An 18,931-nucleotide genomic window follows, 5' to 3' on the forward strand; every position below is an offset into this window, starting at 1 on the left:
GTGCGACGCCCTTCAAGCGTGACGAAGCAGCTCGATCGTGGCCGCGCCTGCTTTTCAGCCCCGCGCCCTCGGCCCTCGGCCCTGAAACCCCTCACGCCTCGTCGCTCCCCACGCACGCTTCGCCGAACCCGACGCAACCTTCGTTACTCCTGGCGCATCCATTCCCGGCGACGACGGCGCACGCTGGCGTCCAGCCGGGAGTCCCGCCATGCGCCTGATCCAAGCGTCGATCCGCAATCCCATCGCGGTCTGCGTCGCCGTCCTGCTCGTCTGCCTGTTCGGCGGCATGAGCCTCGTCAAGCTGCCGCTGCAGCTGTTCCCGGACATCGACCGGCCGAACATCACCATTTTCACGAACTGGCGCGCGGCCTCGCCGGAGGAAGTCGAGGCGCAGTTGCTGGAACCCGAGGAACAGGTCCTGCAGGGGCTCGCCGGCGTCGAGCAGATCGAAGGCAATGCGAACACGGGCGGCGCGTTCATCAACCTCGAATTCGCGATCGGCACCGACATGCGCGCCGCGCTCGTCGACGTGATCGGCCGCATGAACCGCATGCGCCCCCTGCCGCAGGATGCCGACCGCCCGGTGATCCAGCTAGGTGGCGGCGGCAACGATTCGAACAGCTCCCTGTCGTGGTTCTTCGTGCAGCTTTTGCCCGGGACGCCGGGGCCCATCGAGAACCATCGGCGCTACATCGAGGACGTGATCCGGCCGCGCATCGAAGCCGTGCCCGGCGTCGCCTCGGTCAACGTCAATGCGGGCCCACCGGACGACGTGCGCATCACGGTCGACCTCGCCAAGGCGGCCGCCATGGGTATCGCGATCACGGACATCGCGCGCAAGGCTGCGGCCGCGAACGACGTCTCCGGCGGCCAGGTCGAAGTCGGCCGGCGCCAGTACCAGTTGCGCTTCACGGGGCGCTACACGCCCGAACAGCTCGGCGAGCTCGTGCTCGCCTGGCGTGACGGCCGGCCGATCAAGCTCGGCGACGTCGCGACGATCGAGCGCAAGCCGCCCGAGCAGCAGTTCTTCGTCTACCAGAACGGCAACCCTGCGATCGGCCTGCAGGTGTTGCGCGCGCCGGGCGCGAACGTGCTCGGCACGCTCGAGCAGGTCAAGAAGGTCGTCGCGGAGCTGCGCGACGGGCCGCTCAAGTCGCGCGGCCTCGGCATCGAGCAAAGCTTCGACTCGGCGCTGTTCATCCATCGCGCGGTCAACCTGCTCACCGAGAACCTCATCGTCGGCGCGCTGCTGGCGTTGTTGTGCGTGTGGTGGTTCATGCGCGACTGGCGCGCGACCGTGCTGATCGCGAGCGCGATCCCGATCTGCCTGCTCGCGACATTCGGCGCGCTCGACCTCGGCGGCCGCAGCCTCAACGTGATCTCGCTCGCCGGCCTCGCGTTCGCGGTGGGCATGGTGGTCGAAGGCGCAATCGTCGTGTCCGGCAACATCATCCGCCTCAAGGAAGCCGGAATGACGCCGCTCGAGGCCGCGCGCGAGGGCACCGCGCAGGTCGTTCCCGCGCTCGTCGCCTCGACGATAACGACGATCGCGGTGTTCCTGCCCGTTCTCTTCCTGCGCGATGTCGAGGGGCAGATCTTCGCCGACCTCGCGCTGACGATCTCGATCGCGGTCGCGCTCTCCATCGTCGTCGCGATCACCGTGTTGCCCGCGGCGGCCGGCGCGCTCAAGGCGAAGAAGCTCAAGTCCGGTTACGGCGACGGCTGGCCCGCGCTGACCGAGCGCATCCTGCGCTGGACCGACACGCGGCCCAAGCAGCTCGGCTGGGTGTTCGGCCTGCTCGTGCTGCCGCTCGTCGCGAGCTGGTACTTCCTGCCCAAGCTCGACTACCTGCCGCCGGTGAAGCGCGCGGCGATCGACGCGTTCTTCAGCTTCCCGCCCGGCATGAGCCCGGAGAAGGTCAACAGCGAGATCGGCAACACCCTGATCGAGCGCCTCGCGCCGTACATGAACGGCGAGAAGCAGCCCGCACTCAAGAACTACTACATCTGGCTCTGGCCGGGCGGCGGCACGATCGGCGCGCGCGTCGTCGACGAGAAGCGCATCGGCGACCTCGAGCGCATCATGCGCGAGGAAATCACCGTCGGCTTCCCCGACACGCGCGCGTTCGCCACCGAAGGGGAGCTCTTCGGCGGCGTCGGCGGCTCGGCGCGCTCGGTCGCGATCCATCTGCAGAGCGACGATGCGGAAACGCTCAACCGCGTCGCCGAGGAAGGCCGCAAGCTGCTCGAACAGAAGTTCCCCGGCGCGAACGTGCAGGCCAATCCGGCGACCGACCAGACCACGCTCGAACTGCATGCGATCCCCGATGACCGTCGCATCGCCGAAGCCGGCTGGGATCGCGCCTCGCTCGGGACGATCGTGCGTGCGCTCGGCGATGGTGCCTGGCTCGGCGAGTATTTCGATGGCCAGACGCGCCTGCCGATCATCCTGCGCGCGGACCGCCGCGAGACGCCGGAGTCGCTCGCCGAAGCACCGCTGGTGACGCCGAACGGGCAGGTGATTCCGCTCGGCGACGTGATCCGGCTCGAGACCGCGCTCGGCCCGAACCAGATCCGCCGCCTCGACCATCGCCGCACCGTGACCCTCACGATGGATCCGCCGCAGACGCTCTCGCTCGAGGACGCGCTGAAGACGATCCAGCAGGACGTCGTGCCGGCGCTGCGCGCGAAACTGCCTGCCGACGCGAACATCCGCCTTGCCGGCAGCGCGGACCGCCTCGAGGCGACCGTATCGACGATGGCCAAGAACTTCGTGCTCGCGCTACTCGTGCTGTTCCTGCTGATGGCCGCGATGTTCCGCTCGCTGCGCGACGCGCTCGTCGTCGTGCTGACCGTGCCGGTCGCGCTGGTCGGCGGCGTGCTCGGCCTGCGCGTGCTCGGCTTGGTCGCGTTCCAGCCGCTCGACCTCCTGACCATGATCGGTTTCATCATGATGGTCGGCGTGATCGTCAACCACGCGATCCTGCTGGTGGACCGTACGCGCGATGCGCAGGACCATGGCCACACGCTCGAGGAATCGATCCGCCTCGCGCTCAACCAGCGCCTGCGTGCGATCCTCGCGAGCACGCTGACCGGCGCGCTTGGCGCGCTGCCGATGGCGATCAACCCCGGTCCCGGCAGCGTGATCTACCGCGGCCTCGCCGCGGTCAACGTCGGCGGCGTCGTGGTCGCGATGGTGTTCTCGCTGCTGCTGCTGCCGAGCCTCATGCGCCTGACCACGCGCGAGCGCAAGGCCGACGTGCACGCGGGACCGACGCCGTCGGGCGAGCAGCACCCGGCCGTCGCACGCGCGGCATGAACCCGATGGAATCCACCCGCAATCGCATACGACCGGAGGTCACCATGCATCGCTCGCAATGGACCCGCTCCCTTCTCCTCGGGCTTGCGCTCGCCCTGCCCGGCATCGCCAGCGCGCAGGCGCCGGCTGCGCCGGCGACGATCGTCGAAGTCGCCAAGGCGGACGTGACCGAGATCGCACCGCGCCGCTGGGTGCCGGGCAGCGTCGTCAGTCGTGACGACGCCAAGCTCGCGACGAGCGCGGCGGGCCGGCTCGAATACGTCGCCGAAGTCGGCACGCGCCTCAAGGCCGGCGAGCGCGTCGCCAAACTCGAAGACGAAGCGATCCGCCTGCATCTGGAGGACGCGCGCAGCGAAGTCGAGCGCATCAAGGCGCAACGCGCGCTCGCGCAGCGGCAGAGCGAGCGCTACGAGCGGCTCGCCGAAAACCGCAGCATCGCCGCCAACCAGGTCGACGAGGCGCGCGCGCAGGTCCAGCAGTACAGCGCGCAACTGCGCCAAGCCGAAGCGCGCGTGCGCACGGCGCAGTACGAACTCGAACAGACCGAGGTGCGCGCGCCGTTCCCGGGCATCGTCACCGAACGCCTCGCGCAGCGCGGCGAGTTCGTCGCGACGGGCGCGTCGATCGCCCACCTCGTCGACACGGGCCGCCTCGAGGCACGCGTGCAGGCGCCGCTCGCGCTCGCGGAAATTCTCAAGGCGGACATGGAAGTGCCGGTGCGCATCGGCGACGAGACGTCGAAGGCGCGCGTGCGCGCGGTCGTGCCGGTCGGCGAGGAACGCTCGCGCCAGTTCGAACTGCGCCTCGCCTTGCTCGATGCGCAACCGCTGGTCGGCAGCGCCATCGAGGTCGCCCTGCCCGAGCGCACGCCCGTGCGCGCGATGGCGGTACCGCGCGACGCGCTCGTCGTGCGCGCGGACGGCAGCTACGTCATGCGCATCGGCGGCAACGGCACCAGCGAAAAGGTCGTCGTGCGCGCGGGCGCGAGCGACGGCGAGCTGACCCAGGTCGAAGGCGCGCTCGCCGCCGGTGACCTCGTCGTCGTGCGTGGCGCCGAACGCCTCGGCGACGGCCAGAAGGTGCAGATCGCCTCACGCAGCCAGGTCGTCGCCGGCGTCGCCTCGACCGCTGCGAAACCGCCGGGCTGACGATGGCAAAGCCGAAAGATTGAACCACGAAGGACGCGAAGAACAGGAAGGAAAGCGGGGAGCAAGATCATTCCCCGCACTACCGTAGCCGGACTTGCGTTCGAAGCCCGCGATACGGAAGGAAGAAACCGAACCGCCCCGCGACTGCGCGTCGCCAAGGCGGGTGATCGGCAATTCCGCTGTCCGCGCTCTTCTTCGTGCCCTTCGTGCCCTCGTGCCCTTCGTGTTTCGGGCCTTTGAACGGCCTTGATCCGATTGCCCGACAGAATCAATCGGTGAGGACGCGGTAGCAGGGCACGTAACGCGAGCCCGGGAGTTTCATGCGCTGCTGCACGACGAAGCTCGCGAGCAGGGCGTCGAGGGCCTGCATGATGTCACGGTCGCCATGGATCTCGAACGGGCCGTGCTGCTCGATCGCGCGCATGCCTTCTTCCTTGACGTTGCCGGCGACGATGCCGGAGAACGCGCGGCGCAGGTCCGCGGCGAGGCGATGCGACGGCTGGTTGCGGTGCAGGTTGAGACCGCGCATCGCCGCGTGCGTCGGCTGGAATGGCACCTGGAACTCGCGCTCGATGTGCAGCGCCCAGTTGAAGAAGAACGCATCCTGGTTGTTGAGGCGGAACAGCCGCACGCGCTCGATGCCCTTGCGCACCTGCCGCGCGACTTCGGCCGGATCGTCGACGACGATCGAATAGTGCTGCGCGACGCCGTCGCCGAGCGACAGGCGCAGGAAGCGATCGATCTGCTCGAAGTACGCGGCCGACTCGGCCGGGCCGGTGAACACGAGCGGGAACGGCAGTTGTGCGTTGTCCGGGTGCAGCAGGATGCCGAGCAGGTAGAGGATCTCCTCGGCCGTGCCGACGCCGCCCGGGAACACGATGATCGCGTGGCCGATGCGCACGAACGCCTCGAGGCGCTTCTCGATGTCCGGCATGATCACGAGGTTGTTGACGATCGGGTTCGGCGACTCCGCCGCGATGATGCCTGGCTCGGTGATGCCGATGTAGCGGTTGCTGTGGCGACGCTGCTTCGCGTGCGCGATCGTCGCGCCCTTCATCGGCCCCTTCATCGCACCCGGGCCGCAGCCGGTGCAGATATCGTAGGCGCGCAGGCCGAGCTCGTAGCCGACCTTCTTCGTGTACAGGTATTCGTTGCGGCCGATCGAGTGGCCGCCCCAGCAGACGACGAGGTTTGGATCGGTGTTCGGCCGTAGCACGCGCGCGTTGCGCAGGATCTCGAACACGGCGTGGGTGATGCCGGGCGAGCTCTCGAGGTCGAACGCGCCCGCTTCGATCTGGTTGGAGACGTAGACGATGTCGCGCACCACCGCGAACAGCAGCTCGTTGACGCCGTGGATCAGATGGCCGTCGACGAATGCCTCCGACGGCGCATTGCTGAGTTCGAGCTTGACGCCGCGGTCCTGCTGCAGGATCTGGATGTCGAAGTCCGGATAGCGGTCGAGCAGCGCACGCGCATCGTCGCTGCCGCTGCCTTGGGTCAGTACCGCGAGTGCACAGCGACGCAGCAATTCGTGCAGGCCGCCTGCCCCGGCATCGCGCAGGCGCGCGACCTCGTGGCGCGACAGGACGTCGAGCCCCGCGACCGGCGAGATGCGTGCACTGAAGGTGGCGGATTTGGTCGGGACAGGCTCCATGCGTCGTGTTTCCTCGTTTCGTGTTCTTTCGTGGATCGCTAGCAATGCCACCACGCGCCGTCGCGGTCAAGCGAAGCCGCAAAAGCGAACGGCCGGCGCAAGGCCGGCCGTTCGATGCAGCGGTGCAGCGTGGATCAGAACGTGTAGCGCAGGGTGACGAGTACCGACCAGCGCGACTGCGCGACCGCGTCTTCCCTGATGTACTGCGGCGCGTTGAAGTGGCCGTCGCTGGTGGTGGGCAGCGAGTAGATGTACTGGCCCGTCGCCGGATCGATGCCGCGGAAGTTGGCGATGCTGCGGGTGAAACCGCCGGCGCTCGCGAACGGCACGTCGTAGATCTGGCCCCACTTCTTGTTCAGCATGTTGCCGAAGTTGAAGATATCGAAGCGCAGCTCGCCCTTGTGGTCCTTGAAGAAGCCCGGAACTTCCTGGCGGAAGCTCAGGTTGATCTGGTTGATCCACGGCGAGGTCGCACCGTTCTGGCCGACGACGCCGCCCTGGTGATGGCGCAGGTAGTCGTTGCCCTTGATGAACGCGTAGAACTCGTCGATCGCGGTCTGCGAGGCACCGACGAACTGCACGTCGCCCGGGTTCGGGACGAACAGCAGGTCGTTGTTGGCGATGCCGTCACCGTTCGCGTCGTTGCCGTAGACGAAGCTGTACGGCTGGCCGCTGTGGCCGTCGTAGAACGCGGACACGCTGGTGACGTAGTCGCCGAAGAACTTGTGCTGCCAGGTCAGCGTGCCGAGGATGCGCGCCTTGACGTCGTAGTTCGAGCGGTACGCGACCGCCTCGTTCGGGTTGTACGTCGCGCGGCCGCTGAAGTTGCTCGAGGCCTGGCTCGACGTGCCCGGGTTCACTTCGGTCGCGCGGCCGATCGTGAGGCTGGTGCCACCCGAGAAGCCTTCTTCCTTGAACGGGGTCTGCAATGACAGGGTCAGCGAGTTGGACTCACCCGTGCCCGTGTTGGTGAGGTACGTCGACGCACCGCCGAATGCCGGGTTGTTGCCGAAGCGCTGGAGGCCCGAGTAGCCGGTCGGCGTCGTGCCGCCGGCCCACGCGGTCGGATCGGTATTGCGCCAGTAGCTGATGCGGCCATCCGGCAGCGTGCCGTTGCCCGGGCCGAGGTTGATTTCCTGGTACCACAAGCCGTGGCGCACGCCGACGTGCGCGAGTTCCGCGGTCGCGACGAGGCCCCACCACGGCAGCTCGCGGTCGAACGCGAGGCTCGCCTTGAGCACGGTCGGCAGCTGGAAATTCTTGTCGACCGTGTCGACGGTCTGCTGCGCGTTGGGCGCCGTGTTCGGCGGGACCTGATGGTACGGGTCGGCGATGAAGCCACTGCCGTTGGTGCCGAAGAACGTCTGCGTGCTGAGGCCGTTGTTGGAGTACGGGTTACTCAGCCATACGCCCGGCGTCATGCCTTCGCTGATGCCCATGCCGCCGCGCAGCTGGGTCTTGTACTCGGTGTCGAACGTGTAGTTGAACGAGGCACGCGGCTCGAGCACGCTGTTGCCGTCGATGTTGCCCTGGTTGGAATAGCCGAACGCCTGCTGGAACGAAGCGTTGTACGGCGGCTTGTCACCCGTGCGCGGGATGTCCCACCGCAAGCCGTACTGCAACGACAGCTGCGGGGTGACCTGCCAGACGTCCTGCGCGAACAGGCCCCACTGGTCGAGTTCCCAGTCCGCGGCGACGCTGTTGATGTCGCCATTGGTCGGACGATAGAGGCTGTACGACGCCCAGTTGCCGGCCGCGAAGTCGTCGATCGTGCTGAACTGGTACGCGCCGAATTCGGTGCGGCCGAACAGGTTGAAGAACTTTTCGCGCTGGAAGTCGAAGCCGGCCTTGACCGTGTGGTCGCCGAGGAACCAGTTGCCGGCGAAGAATGCGTTGTACGTCTTCACGCCGAGCACGTTGTAGTGGCGGAACTGGTCCGTGCCGAGGAACAGCGAGGGCTTGTTCGAGGCGCAGCCGTCGATGCAGACCTGCACCTGCGGCTGGTCGGCGAGCGTCTGCGACACCGCGTCGTACTTGCCGTAGGACACCGACGCTTCGGTCGAGAACGTGTCGGTCCAGTCGTCGTACAGGTTCAGCACGTAGCTCTCGAGGTTGCGGTTCTGCACGTACGAGTAGCTGGACAGGCTCAACGTGTTCGCGTTGAACGTCTGGATGATCGGCTGGTCGCTCTTGGTCTTGTTGTAGCGGAAGCTCGCGCGATGGCCGTCGGCGATGTTCCAGTCGAGCTTTCCGAGGTAGAGCTTGTTGTCCTGGTTCGCATCCGAAGCACCGAGGCCGCCCGGCGTCATGCCGTAGTCGCGCGCGATCTGCGTGATGCGGTCGATCTGTTCCTGCGTGATGTTGACCGTGTTGGTCGCGTTGGAACCGATCGGGCCGAAGGTCGGGCCCGGGGCGAGCGTCTTGGACTCTTCGTAGCTCAGGAAGAAGAACAGCGTGTCCTTGATGATCGGGCCGCCGAGCGTCGCGCCGTAGGTCTTCTTCGCGCTGTAGCCCTTGAAGTCGTTCGGCTCGTCGCTGGTGAGGTCGTTCGCGTTGGTGTACGCGTAGTAGGCGTCGCCGTGGAATTCGTTGGTGCCCGACTTCGTGACGATGTTGATGTTGGCGCCGACGGCGCGCTTGTTCGTCACGTCGTAGTTCGCGGTCGAGATGTTGTATTCCTCGATCGCGTCGAACGACAGCGGCTGGTTCAGCGACGGCAGGCCGTTCGGCTCGAGGCCGAACGAGTCGTTGGTCGGCACGCCGTCGATCGTGATGTTGTTGTAACGGCTGTTCTGGCCGAGCGCGGAGATTTCGCCGCGCGCCACGCTCGTGATCGTGATGTGCGGATCGGTGCGCGCGATGTCCTGGATCGAACGGCCAGGGTTCGGGATGACCTTGAGCTCGCGCTGCGAAACGTTGCTGCTGAGGCCCTTGTTGTCCGCCTGGAAGGTCGCGCCGGGCGCGATCGCGGTGACGGTGATGCCTTCGAGCGTCTGCGACGCCGCGGCGCCGCCGACCGTCAGGTTGAGGGTCGTTTCCTCGGCGAGCTTGAGGTAGATGTCCGGCTGGTCGGCGCTTTCGCCGTGATCACCCGATGCCTTCACTTCGAACGGACCGCCGACGCGCAGGCCCTGCGCACTGTAGCGGCCGTTCTGGTCGGCGACGACCGTGCGCGACGTACCGGACGGCACGTGGATGATTTCGACCGTCGCGCCGGCGACCGGGGCGCCGCTCGCGTCGACGATGCGACCGCTGATCGACGACGACGTGTTCTGCGCGAACGCGCTCGACGCGGCGAAGAGCGAACCGATCACCCACGGCAGGAGCCGCATGCGAAGTTGCTTGTTCATTGCTGCCTTTCCCTCGTAACGTGCGAAATGTCGGACATAAAAGCCGCAGCGCCCGTCCCTGGGGACGGTGCGGTTGCGGCTGGGCGTTTCTTGTATGGACCGCCCCTGGACGGCCAGGACCCGCCGGCCATACGGTCGCGCATCCTTAACCCGAGTTTAACAGGGTTCGATGACGGATTTGTAACATCAGGTCAAGCGGCCGGGCCGTCGCTCCGCCGCCGGGTCGACTCCAGATACCGCGCCCGCTTGGCCGGGCGCAGCCGGCCGAGGTCGAGGCGCACCAGGCCATCGACGCAACCGCCGAACGCCGGGTCGGTGCCGAAGTCGAGGAAGCGCACGCCGTCGGGTTCGCAGAGGTCGGCGTACTGGCGGTACAGCACCGGTAGCGCGGTATCGAGCGCGACCAGGCGCGCGCGCAGCACGGCGATGCCCTCCTCGATCGGCCGGCCCTGCCACGCGGCCGAAGCGGTCGCTTCGACGTCGGGCGAAATGACGAAGGGATTGCGTGCCCGCGCGAGCACAGCGCCGCCCCCGTAGTAGTGCCGGTGGTAATGCACGATCCACTCTCGCGCCGCGAGCGGCAGTGCGGCGCTGAGACTGACCGGTCCGAACAGGTAACGCAGGTGTGGGCGTCTGCGCAGGTAGGCGCCAATGCCCTGCCACAGATAGTCGAGGCTGCGTGATCCCCAATAGGCGGGCTGCACGAAGCTGCGCCCGAGTTCGACGGCTTCACCGAGGAAAGCGCGTGCGTTCGGCGCATAGTCGAAGAGACTCGCCGAGTAGAGGGCATCCAGGCCTCGCTCGCGCAGGAGGGTCCCCGCCTCGCCGAGGCGGTAGGCGCCGGCGATCGCCAACGCGTGCTCGTCCCACAGCACGAGATGCCGGTAGTGCGCGTCGTAACGATCGAGGTCGCGGCGCGCGCCGGTGCCTTCGCCGACGCGGCGGAATGCCAGTTCACGCAAGCGGCCGATTTCGCGCAACGCGGCGCAGTCGGGGCGCGCGTCCAGCAGCAGGATCTGCTTGCCGTCGAGCGTCTGGCCGAGCCGTTCGGCCTCGCGCAGCGCGCGTCGTACGGCAAGCGGCGATTCCGGATGGGCGATCGCGGTGGATGTCGGGAAAACGGCCGGCCGCCGGTACGCGAGGCGGTAGACGTGGCGGCGCATCTGCCGCGCGATCTGCTCGGGCCGACGGGACGCCGTCGTGAGCGCTGCCGCAGGCACGATCTGGCCTACATTGAACCCGATGCGCGTCCGCTCGGCGCCGAACATCTCGCGCGCCAGCAGCAGCGAGGCGAGAGGCTTGGCGAACATCGATACGCCGTAGAACATCGGCGAATTCTGTGCGGCGACGTGCACCGGCAGGACCGGCGCGCCGGTCTTGAGCGCCAGCCGCGCGAAGCCGGCCGACCAGTCCGCATCGCGCACGCCTTGCGCGCCCATGCGCGAGACTTCGCCGGAAGGAAAGACGATCAGCGCCTCGTCGTGCTCGAGCGCGCGGTAGGCCGCCCGCGCGCCGCCGAGCGGGCTGCCCGCGCCGAATACCGGCAATGGCAGCAGCAGCGACGAAAGCGCGTCGAACTGCACGAGCACGTCGTTGGCCAGCACCTTGACGTCGCGCCGCACCGAACCGACGAGGTGGATCAGCGCGAGCGCGTCGAGCGCACCGAGCGGATGGTTGGCCACGATCACGACGCGTCCCGCGACCGGGATGTTCTCGCGATCGGTATTGGCGACGCTGTAACTCACCTCGAGGTGTTCAAGCACATGCTCGACAAAGGCGAAGCCGCGCAACGATGCGGCCCGGGCGAGGATCGAGTTGATCCGCTCTTCGCAGGCGATGCGGCGCAGGAGTCCCACCACGGGCTGCGCGAATGCTCGCGCCCGCCCCGCCGCGAGGCGAGGGAACTTCTCGAAGAAACTGCGTTCGACGCTGATCACGGCGCACCCCCGGGTCACACGCACGCTAGCGCGCGCGTGTGACAACCAAATTGATGGAACGCGCCGAGACGGTCAGTGCAAGGGATGGAGGTAGGCGACCACGCCGTCGAGGAACATCTGCACCGAGAGGGCGACGAGCAGCATGCCCATGAGGCGCTCGAGCGCGGTCAGCACGCTCGTGCCGAGCCAGCGATAGAGATAGGTCGAGGACAGCAGGATCACCGCTGTCGCGAGCCAGGCGACGAACAGCGCGACGCTCCAGTCGACGGTGCGGCCCGGATTGCTGTTGGCGAGCAGCATCACCGCGGCCATCGCGGAAGGTCCTGCGACCCCCGGGATCGCCATCGGCACGATGAACGGCTCGCCTTCGCTGTCGCCGAACACGCCGCCTTCCTTCGGCGGGAAGATCATCCGCACGCCGATCAGGAACAGCACGATGCCGCCGGCGATGCCGACCGACTCCTGTTTGAGCTGCAGCACGTGCAGGAGGTACTGGCCGCCGAACAGGAACACGAACAGCACGACCAGCGCGATGATCATTTCGCGCACGAGCACGAGCCGGCGCCGCTCCGGCCGCACGTTGCGCAACAATGCGAGGAACAGCGGGATGTTGCCGAGCGGATCCATGATGAGGAACAGCAGCAGGCCCGCCGAGACCGTGCTCATCGAACTTTCCATCGGGCTCCCCTCGACTGGCGTGCGGCTGGCGAAAAAGCAAGGACCAAAGCAGAAAGATCGAAACACCCAGCATTTTCGGCGCGCGAAGAAGGCAAAGAACTGCGTGTGCTTTCCCGCCCGGACTGCGCCCGGTGTTTCAGGTTTCCAACGCCTTCATGGCTGGCGCAGGTCGAGCACCTTGCCGCGCACGCCGATGGCGCCGGGACCGAGCAGCCAAACGACCGCCTGCGCGGCACCGCTCGGGTCGGGCCGGGCCATCGTGTCCTCGCCATAGTACGCCGCGCGGCGCAGGGTCGTGCGCATCGGCGTGGGCAGCAGCGCATGCGTGCGCACGGAAGAACGCTCCGTTTCCTCGTGCACGATCGAGGCGAGTCCCTGCATCGCGAATTTGGAAACGCCGTAGCCGCCCCAGTACGCGTTGCCGACGCGCGCGCCATCGTCGAACACGAACACCAGCGCCGCATCGGGCGAGCGCCGCAGCAGCGGCATGCACGCCTGCGTGAGCAGGAACGGCGCGGTCACGTTGACCTGCAGGTTGCGGTTCCATTCGTCCGCCGCCTGCTGCTCGAACGGCTGCAGCGTGTCGAAATGCACCGCCGCATGCACGATGCCGTCGAGGCGGCCGCATTCGCGTTCGACCGCCGCGGCAAGGTCTGCATGGTCCTTGGGCGTCGCACCGGCGAGGTCCATCGGATAGATCGCCGGCGTGCCGCCGCCGAGGCGCTCGACCTCGTCGTACAGCGCCTCGAGCGCCCGCACCTTGCGGCCGAGCAGCACGACGGTCGCGCCCGCGGCAGCGGCGGCGAGCGCGCTCGCGCGGCCAAGCCCGCCGGTCGCGCCGGTGACGAGCACGACGCGCTCGCGCAGGGAGTCGGCGGCCGGCACCAGCGCCCCGACCGCGAGTTGCACGGGAGCGAGCATCTCAGGCCTTCTGCGCGTCCTGCACGAGGCGCTCGAGCTCGCCCGACTCGTACAATTCCAGCGTGATGTCGCAGCCGCCGATGAGCTCGCCGTGGATGAACAGCTGCGGGAACGTCGGCCAGTTCGAATAACGCGGCAGGTGCGCGCGCACTTCCGGGTCTTCGAGCACGTTGACCGAGTGGAACTGTGCGCCCACCGCCTTCAGCGCCTGCGCGGTACGGCTGGAGAAGCCGCACATCGGGAACTGCGGCGTGCCCTTCATGAAGAGCACGATCGGATGATCGGCGAGAGTGCCCTTGATGCGTTCGATGACGTCCATTGCTGACCTTCGGAGGGGATCGGCGCGCGTTGCGCGCAATCGCGTATGGTACCACCGCGCTCCCGCCGGTTCGCCGGCCTGCGGGCGCATCCGCGTGCATGCGCGGGCGCGTCGCCGTCCGCTCCTGCAGCAGCGGTCGTCGCCGTGGGCATTCAGGACATCCTGCTAGACTGATGGGCCCTACCCACCGGCAAGGAGTGTTCCCATGGCGATCGAACTGCCCCCGCTTCCGTGGGCGCGTGACGCGCTGGCCCCGCACATCTCGGCGGAGACCATCGACTATCACTATGGCAAGCACCACCAGACCTACGTCACCAATCTCAACAACCAGATCAAGGGCACCGAGTTCGAGAACCTCGCGCTCGAGGAGATCATCCGCAAGGCGTCCGGCGGCATGTTCAACAATGCCGCGCAGGTCTGGAACCACACGTTCTACTGGAACTGCCTCAAGCCCAACGGCGGCGGCGAGCCGACCGGTCGCCTCGCCGATGCGATCAACAAGGCCTTCGGCGGCTTCGCGCAGTTCAAGGACGAGTTCACCAAGACCAGCGTCGGCACGTTCGGCTCCGGCTGGGGCTGGCTCGTGCAGCGTCCGGACGGCAGCCTCGCGCTCGCGAGCACGGCCAATGCCGGCACGCCGATCACCGGCGCGGACCGCCCGCTGCTGACCTGCGACGTGTGGGAACACGCGTACTACATCGACTACCGCAATGCGCGCCCGAAGTACGTCGAGGCGTTCTGGAACCTCGTCAACTGGGATTTCGTCGCGAGCCAGATGGCCTGACGCCGCGGGATCACGCAAAGAAAAAGCCGCTCACCCCGAGCGGCTTTCTTCATGCGCGGATACGGGCGCGCGGCCCGCTCAGCCGAGCGCGGCGATCACCGGCGCGACCTGCGCCTCGCGGCCGAGCGCCGCGCCGATGCGCCGCAAGCGGTCGCGCATCTGCGCCGCGTCATTCGCGCAGAACGTCGCGTGGCCGACCTTGCGGCCGGGGCGCGGGCTCTTGCCGGAGTCGTGCCAGTGCGCGCGCGGTTCGGCGAGCACGGGATCCGCGGGCGGCAGTTCGCCGACCCAGTTCAGCATCACGTTGACGCCGAGCGCACTCGTGTCGCCGAGCGGCATGCCGAGCACCGCGCGCACATGGTTCTCGAACTGGCTCGCGGGCGAGCCTTCGATCGTCCAGTGGCCGGAGTTGTGCACGCGCGGCGCCATCTCGTTGCCGAGCAGGCGCCCGTCCTGCACGAACAGTTCGAGCGCGAACGTGCCGACGTAGTCGAGCGTCTCGGCGATGCGCCGTGCATGCGCGAACGCAACCGGCGCGAGCGCGTCGGCGTGCGGCGCCGGCGCGAGACTCGCCGACAGGATGCCGTCGGCATGCCAGTTCTGGGTCAGCGGCCAGGTGCGGAACTCGCCGTCGCGCGCACGCACGGCGACCACCGACAGCTCGCGCTCGAACGGCACGAACGCCTCGAGGATCGAAGGCGCCCCACCGAGCGCCAGCCATGCGGCATCGACGTCGGCCGGCGACTTGAGGCGGAACTGCCCCTTGCCGTCGTAGCCGAGGCGGCGCGTCTTGAGGATCGACGGCGTGCCGATGCGCTCGAGCGCACGCACGAGGTCGTCACGCGAGTCCACCGCGGCGAACGCGGGCGTGTCGAGGCCGATGTCGCGGAACAGGCTCTTCTCGGCGAGGCGGTCCTGCGAGGTCGCGAGCGCGCGCGGGTTCGGGAACACCCGGGTGTGCTCGGTCAGCCATTGCGCGGTATCGGCCGGCACGTTTTCGAAATCGAACGTCGCCACGTCGATGCGCCGCGCGAAATCGGCGAGGGCGTCGAAATCGCGCCAGTCCGCGCGCAGCATCGGCGCGACCTGCGCGGCGCACGCGTCCTCGGCGCTGTCGACGACGAGGAAACGCAGGCCGAGCGGCGCGCCCGCGAGCGCGAGCATGCGCGCGAGCTGGCCGCCGCCGAGCACGCCGATGGTTCGTCCGGAATGGTTCATCGGCATGCCACGCAGGCAGGTGCGCGGCGGTGCGCGCGCAGGGGGCGGCGACGTGCGTTCATGCCGGCACGCGCGGATCGGGGTTGGCGAGCACGCTCGCGGTCTGGTCGTGGCGGAACGCGTCGAGGCGATGCGCGAGTTGCGCATCGCCGCTGGCCAGCATCGCCGCCGCGCAGAGCGCCGCGTTGACCGCGCCGGCGCGACCGATCGCGAACGTCGCGACCGGGATGCCGGCCGGCATCTGCACGATCGACAGCAGTGAATCCATGCCGTTGAGTGCGTGCGACTGCACCGGCACGCCGAGCACCGGTACGCGCGTCTTCGCGGCGAGCATGCCTGGCAGGTGGGCGGCGCCGCCGGCACCGGCGATGATCGCGGCGAGTCCGCGCCCGACCGCAGCCGCCGCATAGTCGAACAGCAGATCCGGCGTGCGATGCGCGGATACCACGCGCACTTCGTGCTCGATGCCGAGCCGCTCCAGGGTCTCGACCGCGTGGCGCATCGTGTCCCAGTCCGACCGGGAACCCATCACGACGCCGATGCGGGGCTGCCCGCTCGCGCTTTCTGTCATGGCCGTCGTCAGTCTAAATCGCTATTGTACGCGCATCCGGCCACACCGGGCCGCTCCCGGTTTTTTCGCGATGGACAAACACCTGCTCGACATCCTCTGCTGTCCGACCACGCACGTCCCGCTGCGACTGCTCAGCGAGGGCGAGCTGGCCGCGCTCAACCGCGCGATCGCGTCGGGACCGGTGCGCAATGGCGCCGGCCATGCCGTCGCCGGCACGTTAACGACCGGCTTGATCACGCGCGACCGTCACACCATCTACCGCATCGAGGACGACATCCCCGTGATGCTCGCGGACGAGGCGATCGCGACCGGCCAGCTGGGGGACTTTCCGGACCGTTGATACCATTTGCCCCAGTCGAGTGTGATGCAAATCACATTCCATGATCGATACCCCTTTAAGCTAGCCGCAGGCCGGCGTCCTGCGCGAAGCAGGGGTACCGGCAACGTACGGAAGGCCCCATGACCGCTCCCAAAGACACCCCGAATGTCGTCGACCTGCAGCCCCGCCAGCCGGGCACGGCCGCAGCCGACCGGCTCGGCGACCTGCTCAAGCTCGTTCGCGGCGTCTCGCTCAAGCGCATCAACGCCCTCGTCGGCACGTTGTTCGAGAACGTCGACGACGCGCTGTTCGACCTCGCCGAACGCGCCGGCAGCAATGCGGTGCAGACCGAGTACTTCGACGGCATGCGCGAGGTGCGCAAGAAGCGCCAGCTCGTCGAGCGCCTGTTCCAGGACCACGCGAGCAAGGCGTTCACCGACTTCGCGGACGGCAAGCTCAAGGCGGTCAAGCCCGAGGTCGCGCCGCAGGCGGCGGTCGGCGGCCTGTCCCTCGTCGACGACGTCGAACTGGAAGAGTCGCTCGCGGTGACGAGCATGGTCGCCAAGGCGGAGAACCGCCTGCAGCGCGCGCTCTACCAGGTCAACCAGCGCCTCTCGGTGATCATCGGCGGCGGCAAGGTCGAGGACAACAACAACCCGATCGGCCCGGCCGTGCTCGGCAACGCGTTCCGCAATGCGATCCGCGAGTTCGAAGTCAACGTCCAGGTCAAGCTCATCATCTACAAGCTGTTCGACCGTTACGTCATGACCGGCCTCGAGCCGATCTACGACGAGGTCAACGTCGAACTGATCCGCGCCGGCGTGCTGCCGCAGGTGCGCCACGTGCTGCCGGCCGGCGCGCGCCCGCCCCCGAGCTCGCGCATGCCGCTGCCGCCCGGGGCGGTCGCGAAGGAAGCCGCACCGGGCGCGGCACAGGCCTACTACGACCCGGCGGCCGACCAGCTGCAGGCGGAGATTTACCACACGCTGCGTTCACTGCTCGCGAACCGCCACAGCACCGACAGCTACGTCGGCGAAAGCGCCGGGGGCGGCATCGGCCTCAGCCCCACCGACCTGCTCAGTGCGCTGACCATCCTGCAGAGCCAGTCGGCCGTCGCGCAGGCGCGCGCCGAGAGCGTCGCCGATGCGGCGCAGGCGGTGCAGCAGATCAAGCGCGAGTTGCTCGACCAGGTCAACAAGCTGTCCGGCGACGCCAAGGACAAGCGCGTGTCGAGCGCGGACGAGGACACCATCGATCTCGTCGGCATGCTGTTCGAGTACATCCTGCAGGACCGCAACCTGCCCGCGCAGATGCAGGCCTTGTTCGGTCGCCTGCAGATCCCCTATCTCAAGGTCGCGATCCTCGACAAGCACCTGTTCGCGCAGAAGTCGCATCCGGCGCGGCGCCTGCTCGACCTGCTCGCCGACGCCGGCAAGAGCTGGTCGGAGGAAGCGGACCGCGACCACCGCCTGTATGAGCGCATCAAGAGCTGCGTGGAGACGGTGCTGCGCGATTTCGACGACGACGTCGGCGTGTTCGAACGCGAGCTCGCCTCGTTCGTCGATTTCATCGACCAGCACAAGAAGCGCGCCGAACTCGCCGAGCAGCGCGCCGCGGACGCGACGCGCGGCCGCGAGAAGCTGCAGGCGGCGCGCCGCACGGCCGCGCGCGAGATCCTCAAGCGCATCGAGGACCGCAACCTGCCGCCGGTCGTGCACAGCGTGCTGTCGCGCCCGTGGGCGAACTACCTCGTGCTCACGGTGCTGCGCCAGGGCGAGGAATCGGACGAGTGGAAGAACGCGCTGCGCTTCGCCGACGAGTTCGTCTGGAGCGCACAGCCCAAGACCACCGAAAGCGAAGTGACGCGCCTGCGCGCGCTGCTGCCGCAGCTCGAGAAGGCGCTGCGCCACGGCCTCGCGACGGTCGCCTATCACGACAGCGACGTCAAGCAGCTCATGGGCGAGTTGTCGCTGTTCTACAAGCGCCTGCTCGACGGCCAGAAGATCGAGACCAAGACGGTCAAGGAAGTCATTGCCGAACAGGCCGTGCCCGCGCCGAACGCAGGTGACGCGCCCGAGGCACAGGCGGCCGCGGCGCCGCCCGCGACGCAGAGCCCGGTCGAGGAGATCGTCCTCGGCTCCGCCGAAAGCATCGACGGCAGCATCGAGCCGGAAGCGCCCGAATCGGTCGAGGACGACGAGTTCGTCAAGACGGTTCGCGCGATCAAGGTCGGCACCTGGATCGAATTCGTCGACGAGAACGACCAGCGCGAGCGCGCCAAGCTGTCGTGGATCAGCCCGATCAGTTCCAAGTACCTGTTCGTGAACCGGCGTGGGCTCAAGGTCTGCGACAAGACCGTGTTCGGCCTTGCCGCCGAGCTGCGCCGCGGCAGCGCGGTCGTGCTCGAGGAAGTGCCGCTGTTCGATCGCGCACTCGACGCGATCGTCGCGCGACTGCGCCACACGGGCGACGACGCCGCGGGCGCGGCGGCACCCCCGGCCGCACCCGCAGGCTGACGCTCCGCGGCGATCGCTCTTGCTATCCTGCGCGCCCGTCCATCGCTGAAGGCAGAGCACGTGACGATTCCGCCCCCGGTTGCGCCGCATGACGCGGTCGTGCGCGATGTGCAGCGCGCCCTCGAAGAAGACATCGGCAGCGGTGACGTCACCGCGGACCAGCTGCCCGAAGGCGCCCCCGGCCGCGCGCGCGTGAT

General features: G+C 68.0%; 13 protein-coding genes. 5 read left to right on the forward strand and 8 right to left on the reverse strand.

Annotation, left to right across the window (positions count from 1 at the left end):
* Positions 1–208: 208 nt before the first annotated feature.
* The gene (locus ACTHK2_RS18175) at positions 209–3,319 is read left to right on the forward strand and encodes an efflux RND transporter permease subunit (RefSeq protein WP_440247145.1); all 3,111 of its coding nucleotides are present in this window, start codon (positions 209–211) and stop codon (positions 3,317–3,319) included.
* Positions 3,320–3,363: 44 nt separating this feature from the next.
* A complete protein-coding gene (locus ACTHK2_RS18180) occupies positions 3,364–4,467 on the forward strand; it encodes an efflux RND transporter periplasmic adaptor subunit (protein ID WP_440247146.1) in 1,104 nt (367 codons plus the stop codon).
* Between the two features lie 268 nt (positions 4,468–4,735).
* Here the strand turns inward: ACTHK2_RS18180 and ppnN are convergent, their stop codons facing one another.
* The 6 genes from ppnN to grxD form a co-directional block, all read right to left on the reverse strand.
* Positions 4,736–6,121 (reverse strand): nucleotide 5'-monophosphate nucleosidase PpnN, encoded by a 1,386-nt coding sequence (ppnN, locus tag ACTHK2_RS18185; RefSeq protein ID WP_440247147.1) that lies wholly within the window; start codon positions 6,119–6,121, stop codon positions 4,736–4,738.
* Positions 6,122–6,255: 134 nt separating this feature from the next.
* Complete coding sequence (locus tag ACTHK2_RS18190; RefSeq protein WP_440247148.1) at positions 6,256–9,471, reverse strand: TonB-dependent receptor; 3,216 nt, start codon at positions 9,469–9,471, stop codon at positions 6,256–6,258.
* A 191-nt stretch (positions 9,472–9,662) separates the two neighbouring features.
* A complete protein-coding gene (locus ACTHK2_RS18195) occupies positions 9,663–11,408 on the reverse strand; it encodes a GNAT family N-acyltransferase (protein WP_440247149.1) in 1,746 nt (581 codons plus the stop codon).
* Between the two features lie 72 nt (positions 11,409–11,480).
* The gene (locus tag ACTHK2_RS18200; protein WP_440247150.1) at positions 11,481–12,074 is read right to left on the reverse strand and encodes a YhgN family NAAT transporter; all 594 of its coding nucleotides are present in this window, start codon (positions 12,072–12,074) and stop codon (positions 11,481–11,483) included.
* Positions 12,075–12,239: 165 nt separating this feature from the next.
* The gene (locus ACTHK2_RS18205) at positions 12,240–13,007 is read right to left on the reverse strand and encodes an SDR family NAD(P)-dependent oxidoreductase (RefSeq protein ID WP_440247151.1); all 768 of its coding nucleotides are present in this window, start codon (positions 13,005–13,007) and stop codon (positions 12,240–12,242) included.
* Position 13,008: 1 nt separating this feature from the next.
* Positions 13,009–13,326 carry a Grx4 family monothiol glutaredoxin gene (gene grxD / locus ACTHK2_RS18210; protein WP_440247152.1) on the reverse strand — a complete coding sequence of 106 codons (318 nt, stop codon included), beginning with the start codon at positions 13,324–13,326 and terminating at the stop codon, positions 13,009–13,011.
* A 205-nt stretch (positions 13,327–13,531) separates the two neighbouring features.
* Between grxD and ACTHK2_RS18215 the strand changes: the two genes are divergently transcribed.
* Entirely contained in the window at positions 13,532–14,110 is a 579-nt protein-coding gene (locus ACTHK2_RS18215; protein WP_440247153.1) for a superoxide dismutase, read from the forward strand.
* 78 nt (positions 14,111–14,188) lie between these two features.
* Here the strand turns inward: ACTHK2_RS18215 and ACTHK2_RS18220 are convergent, their stop codons facing one another.
* Together ACTHK2_RS18220 and purE are read right to left on the reverse strand one after the other, a co-directional pair.
* Complete coding sequence (locus ACTHK2_RS18220; protein WP_440247154.1) at positions 14,189–15,328, reverse strand: 5-(carboxyamino)imidazole ribonucleotide synthase; 1,140 nt, start codon at positions 15,326–15,328, stop codon at positions 14,189–14,191.
* Positions 15,329–15,386: 58 nt separating this feature from the next.
* Positions 15,387–15,899 (reverse strand): 5-(carboxyamino)imidazole ribonucleotide mutase, encoded by a 513-nt coding sequence (purE, locus tag ACTHK2_RS18225; RefSeq protein WP_440247155.1) that lies wholly within the window; start codon positions 15,897–15,899, stop codon positions 15,387–15,389.
* Between the two features lie 70 nt (positions 15,900–15,969).
* Here purE and ACTHK2_RS18230 point away from each other — a divergent pair, with 70 nt between their 5' ends.
* Both ACTHK2_RS18230 and ACTHK2_RS18235 read left to right on the forward strand, forming a co-directional pair.
* Positions 15,970–16,239: a Trm112 family protein gene (locus ACTHK2_RS18230; protein ID WP_440247156.1), complete on the forward strand. Its 270-nt coding sequence runs from the start codon at positions 15,970–15,972 to the stop codon at positions 16,237–16,239.
* Positions 16,240–16,358: 119 nt separating this feature from the next.
* Positions 16,359–18,734, forward strand: coding sequence for a DUF1631 domain-containing protein (locus ACTHK2_RS18235; protein WP_440247157.1), 2,376 nt, complete (start codon positions 16,359–16,361; stop codon positions 18,732–18,734).
* Positions 18,735–18,931 lie beyond the last annotated feature (197 nt).

Source organism: Dokdonella sp., assembly GCF_051958935.1.
Taxonomy (GTDB): domain Bacteria; phylum Pseudomonadota; class Gammaproteobacteria; order Xanthomonadales; family Rhodanobacteraceae; genus Dokdonella_A.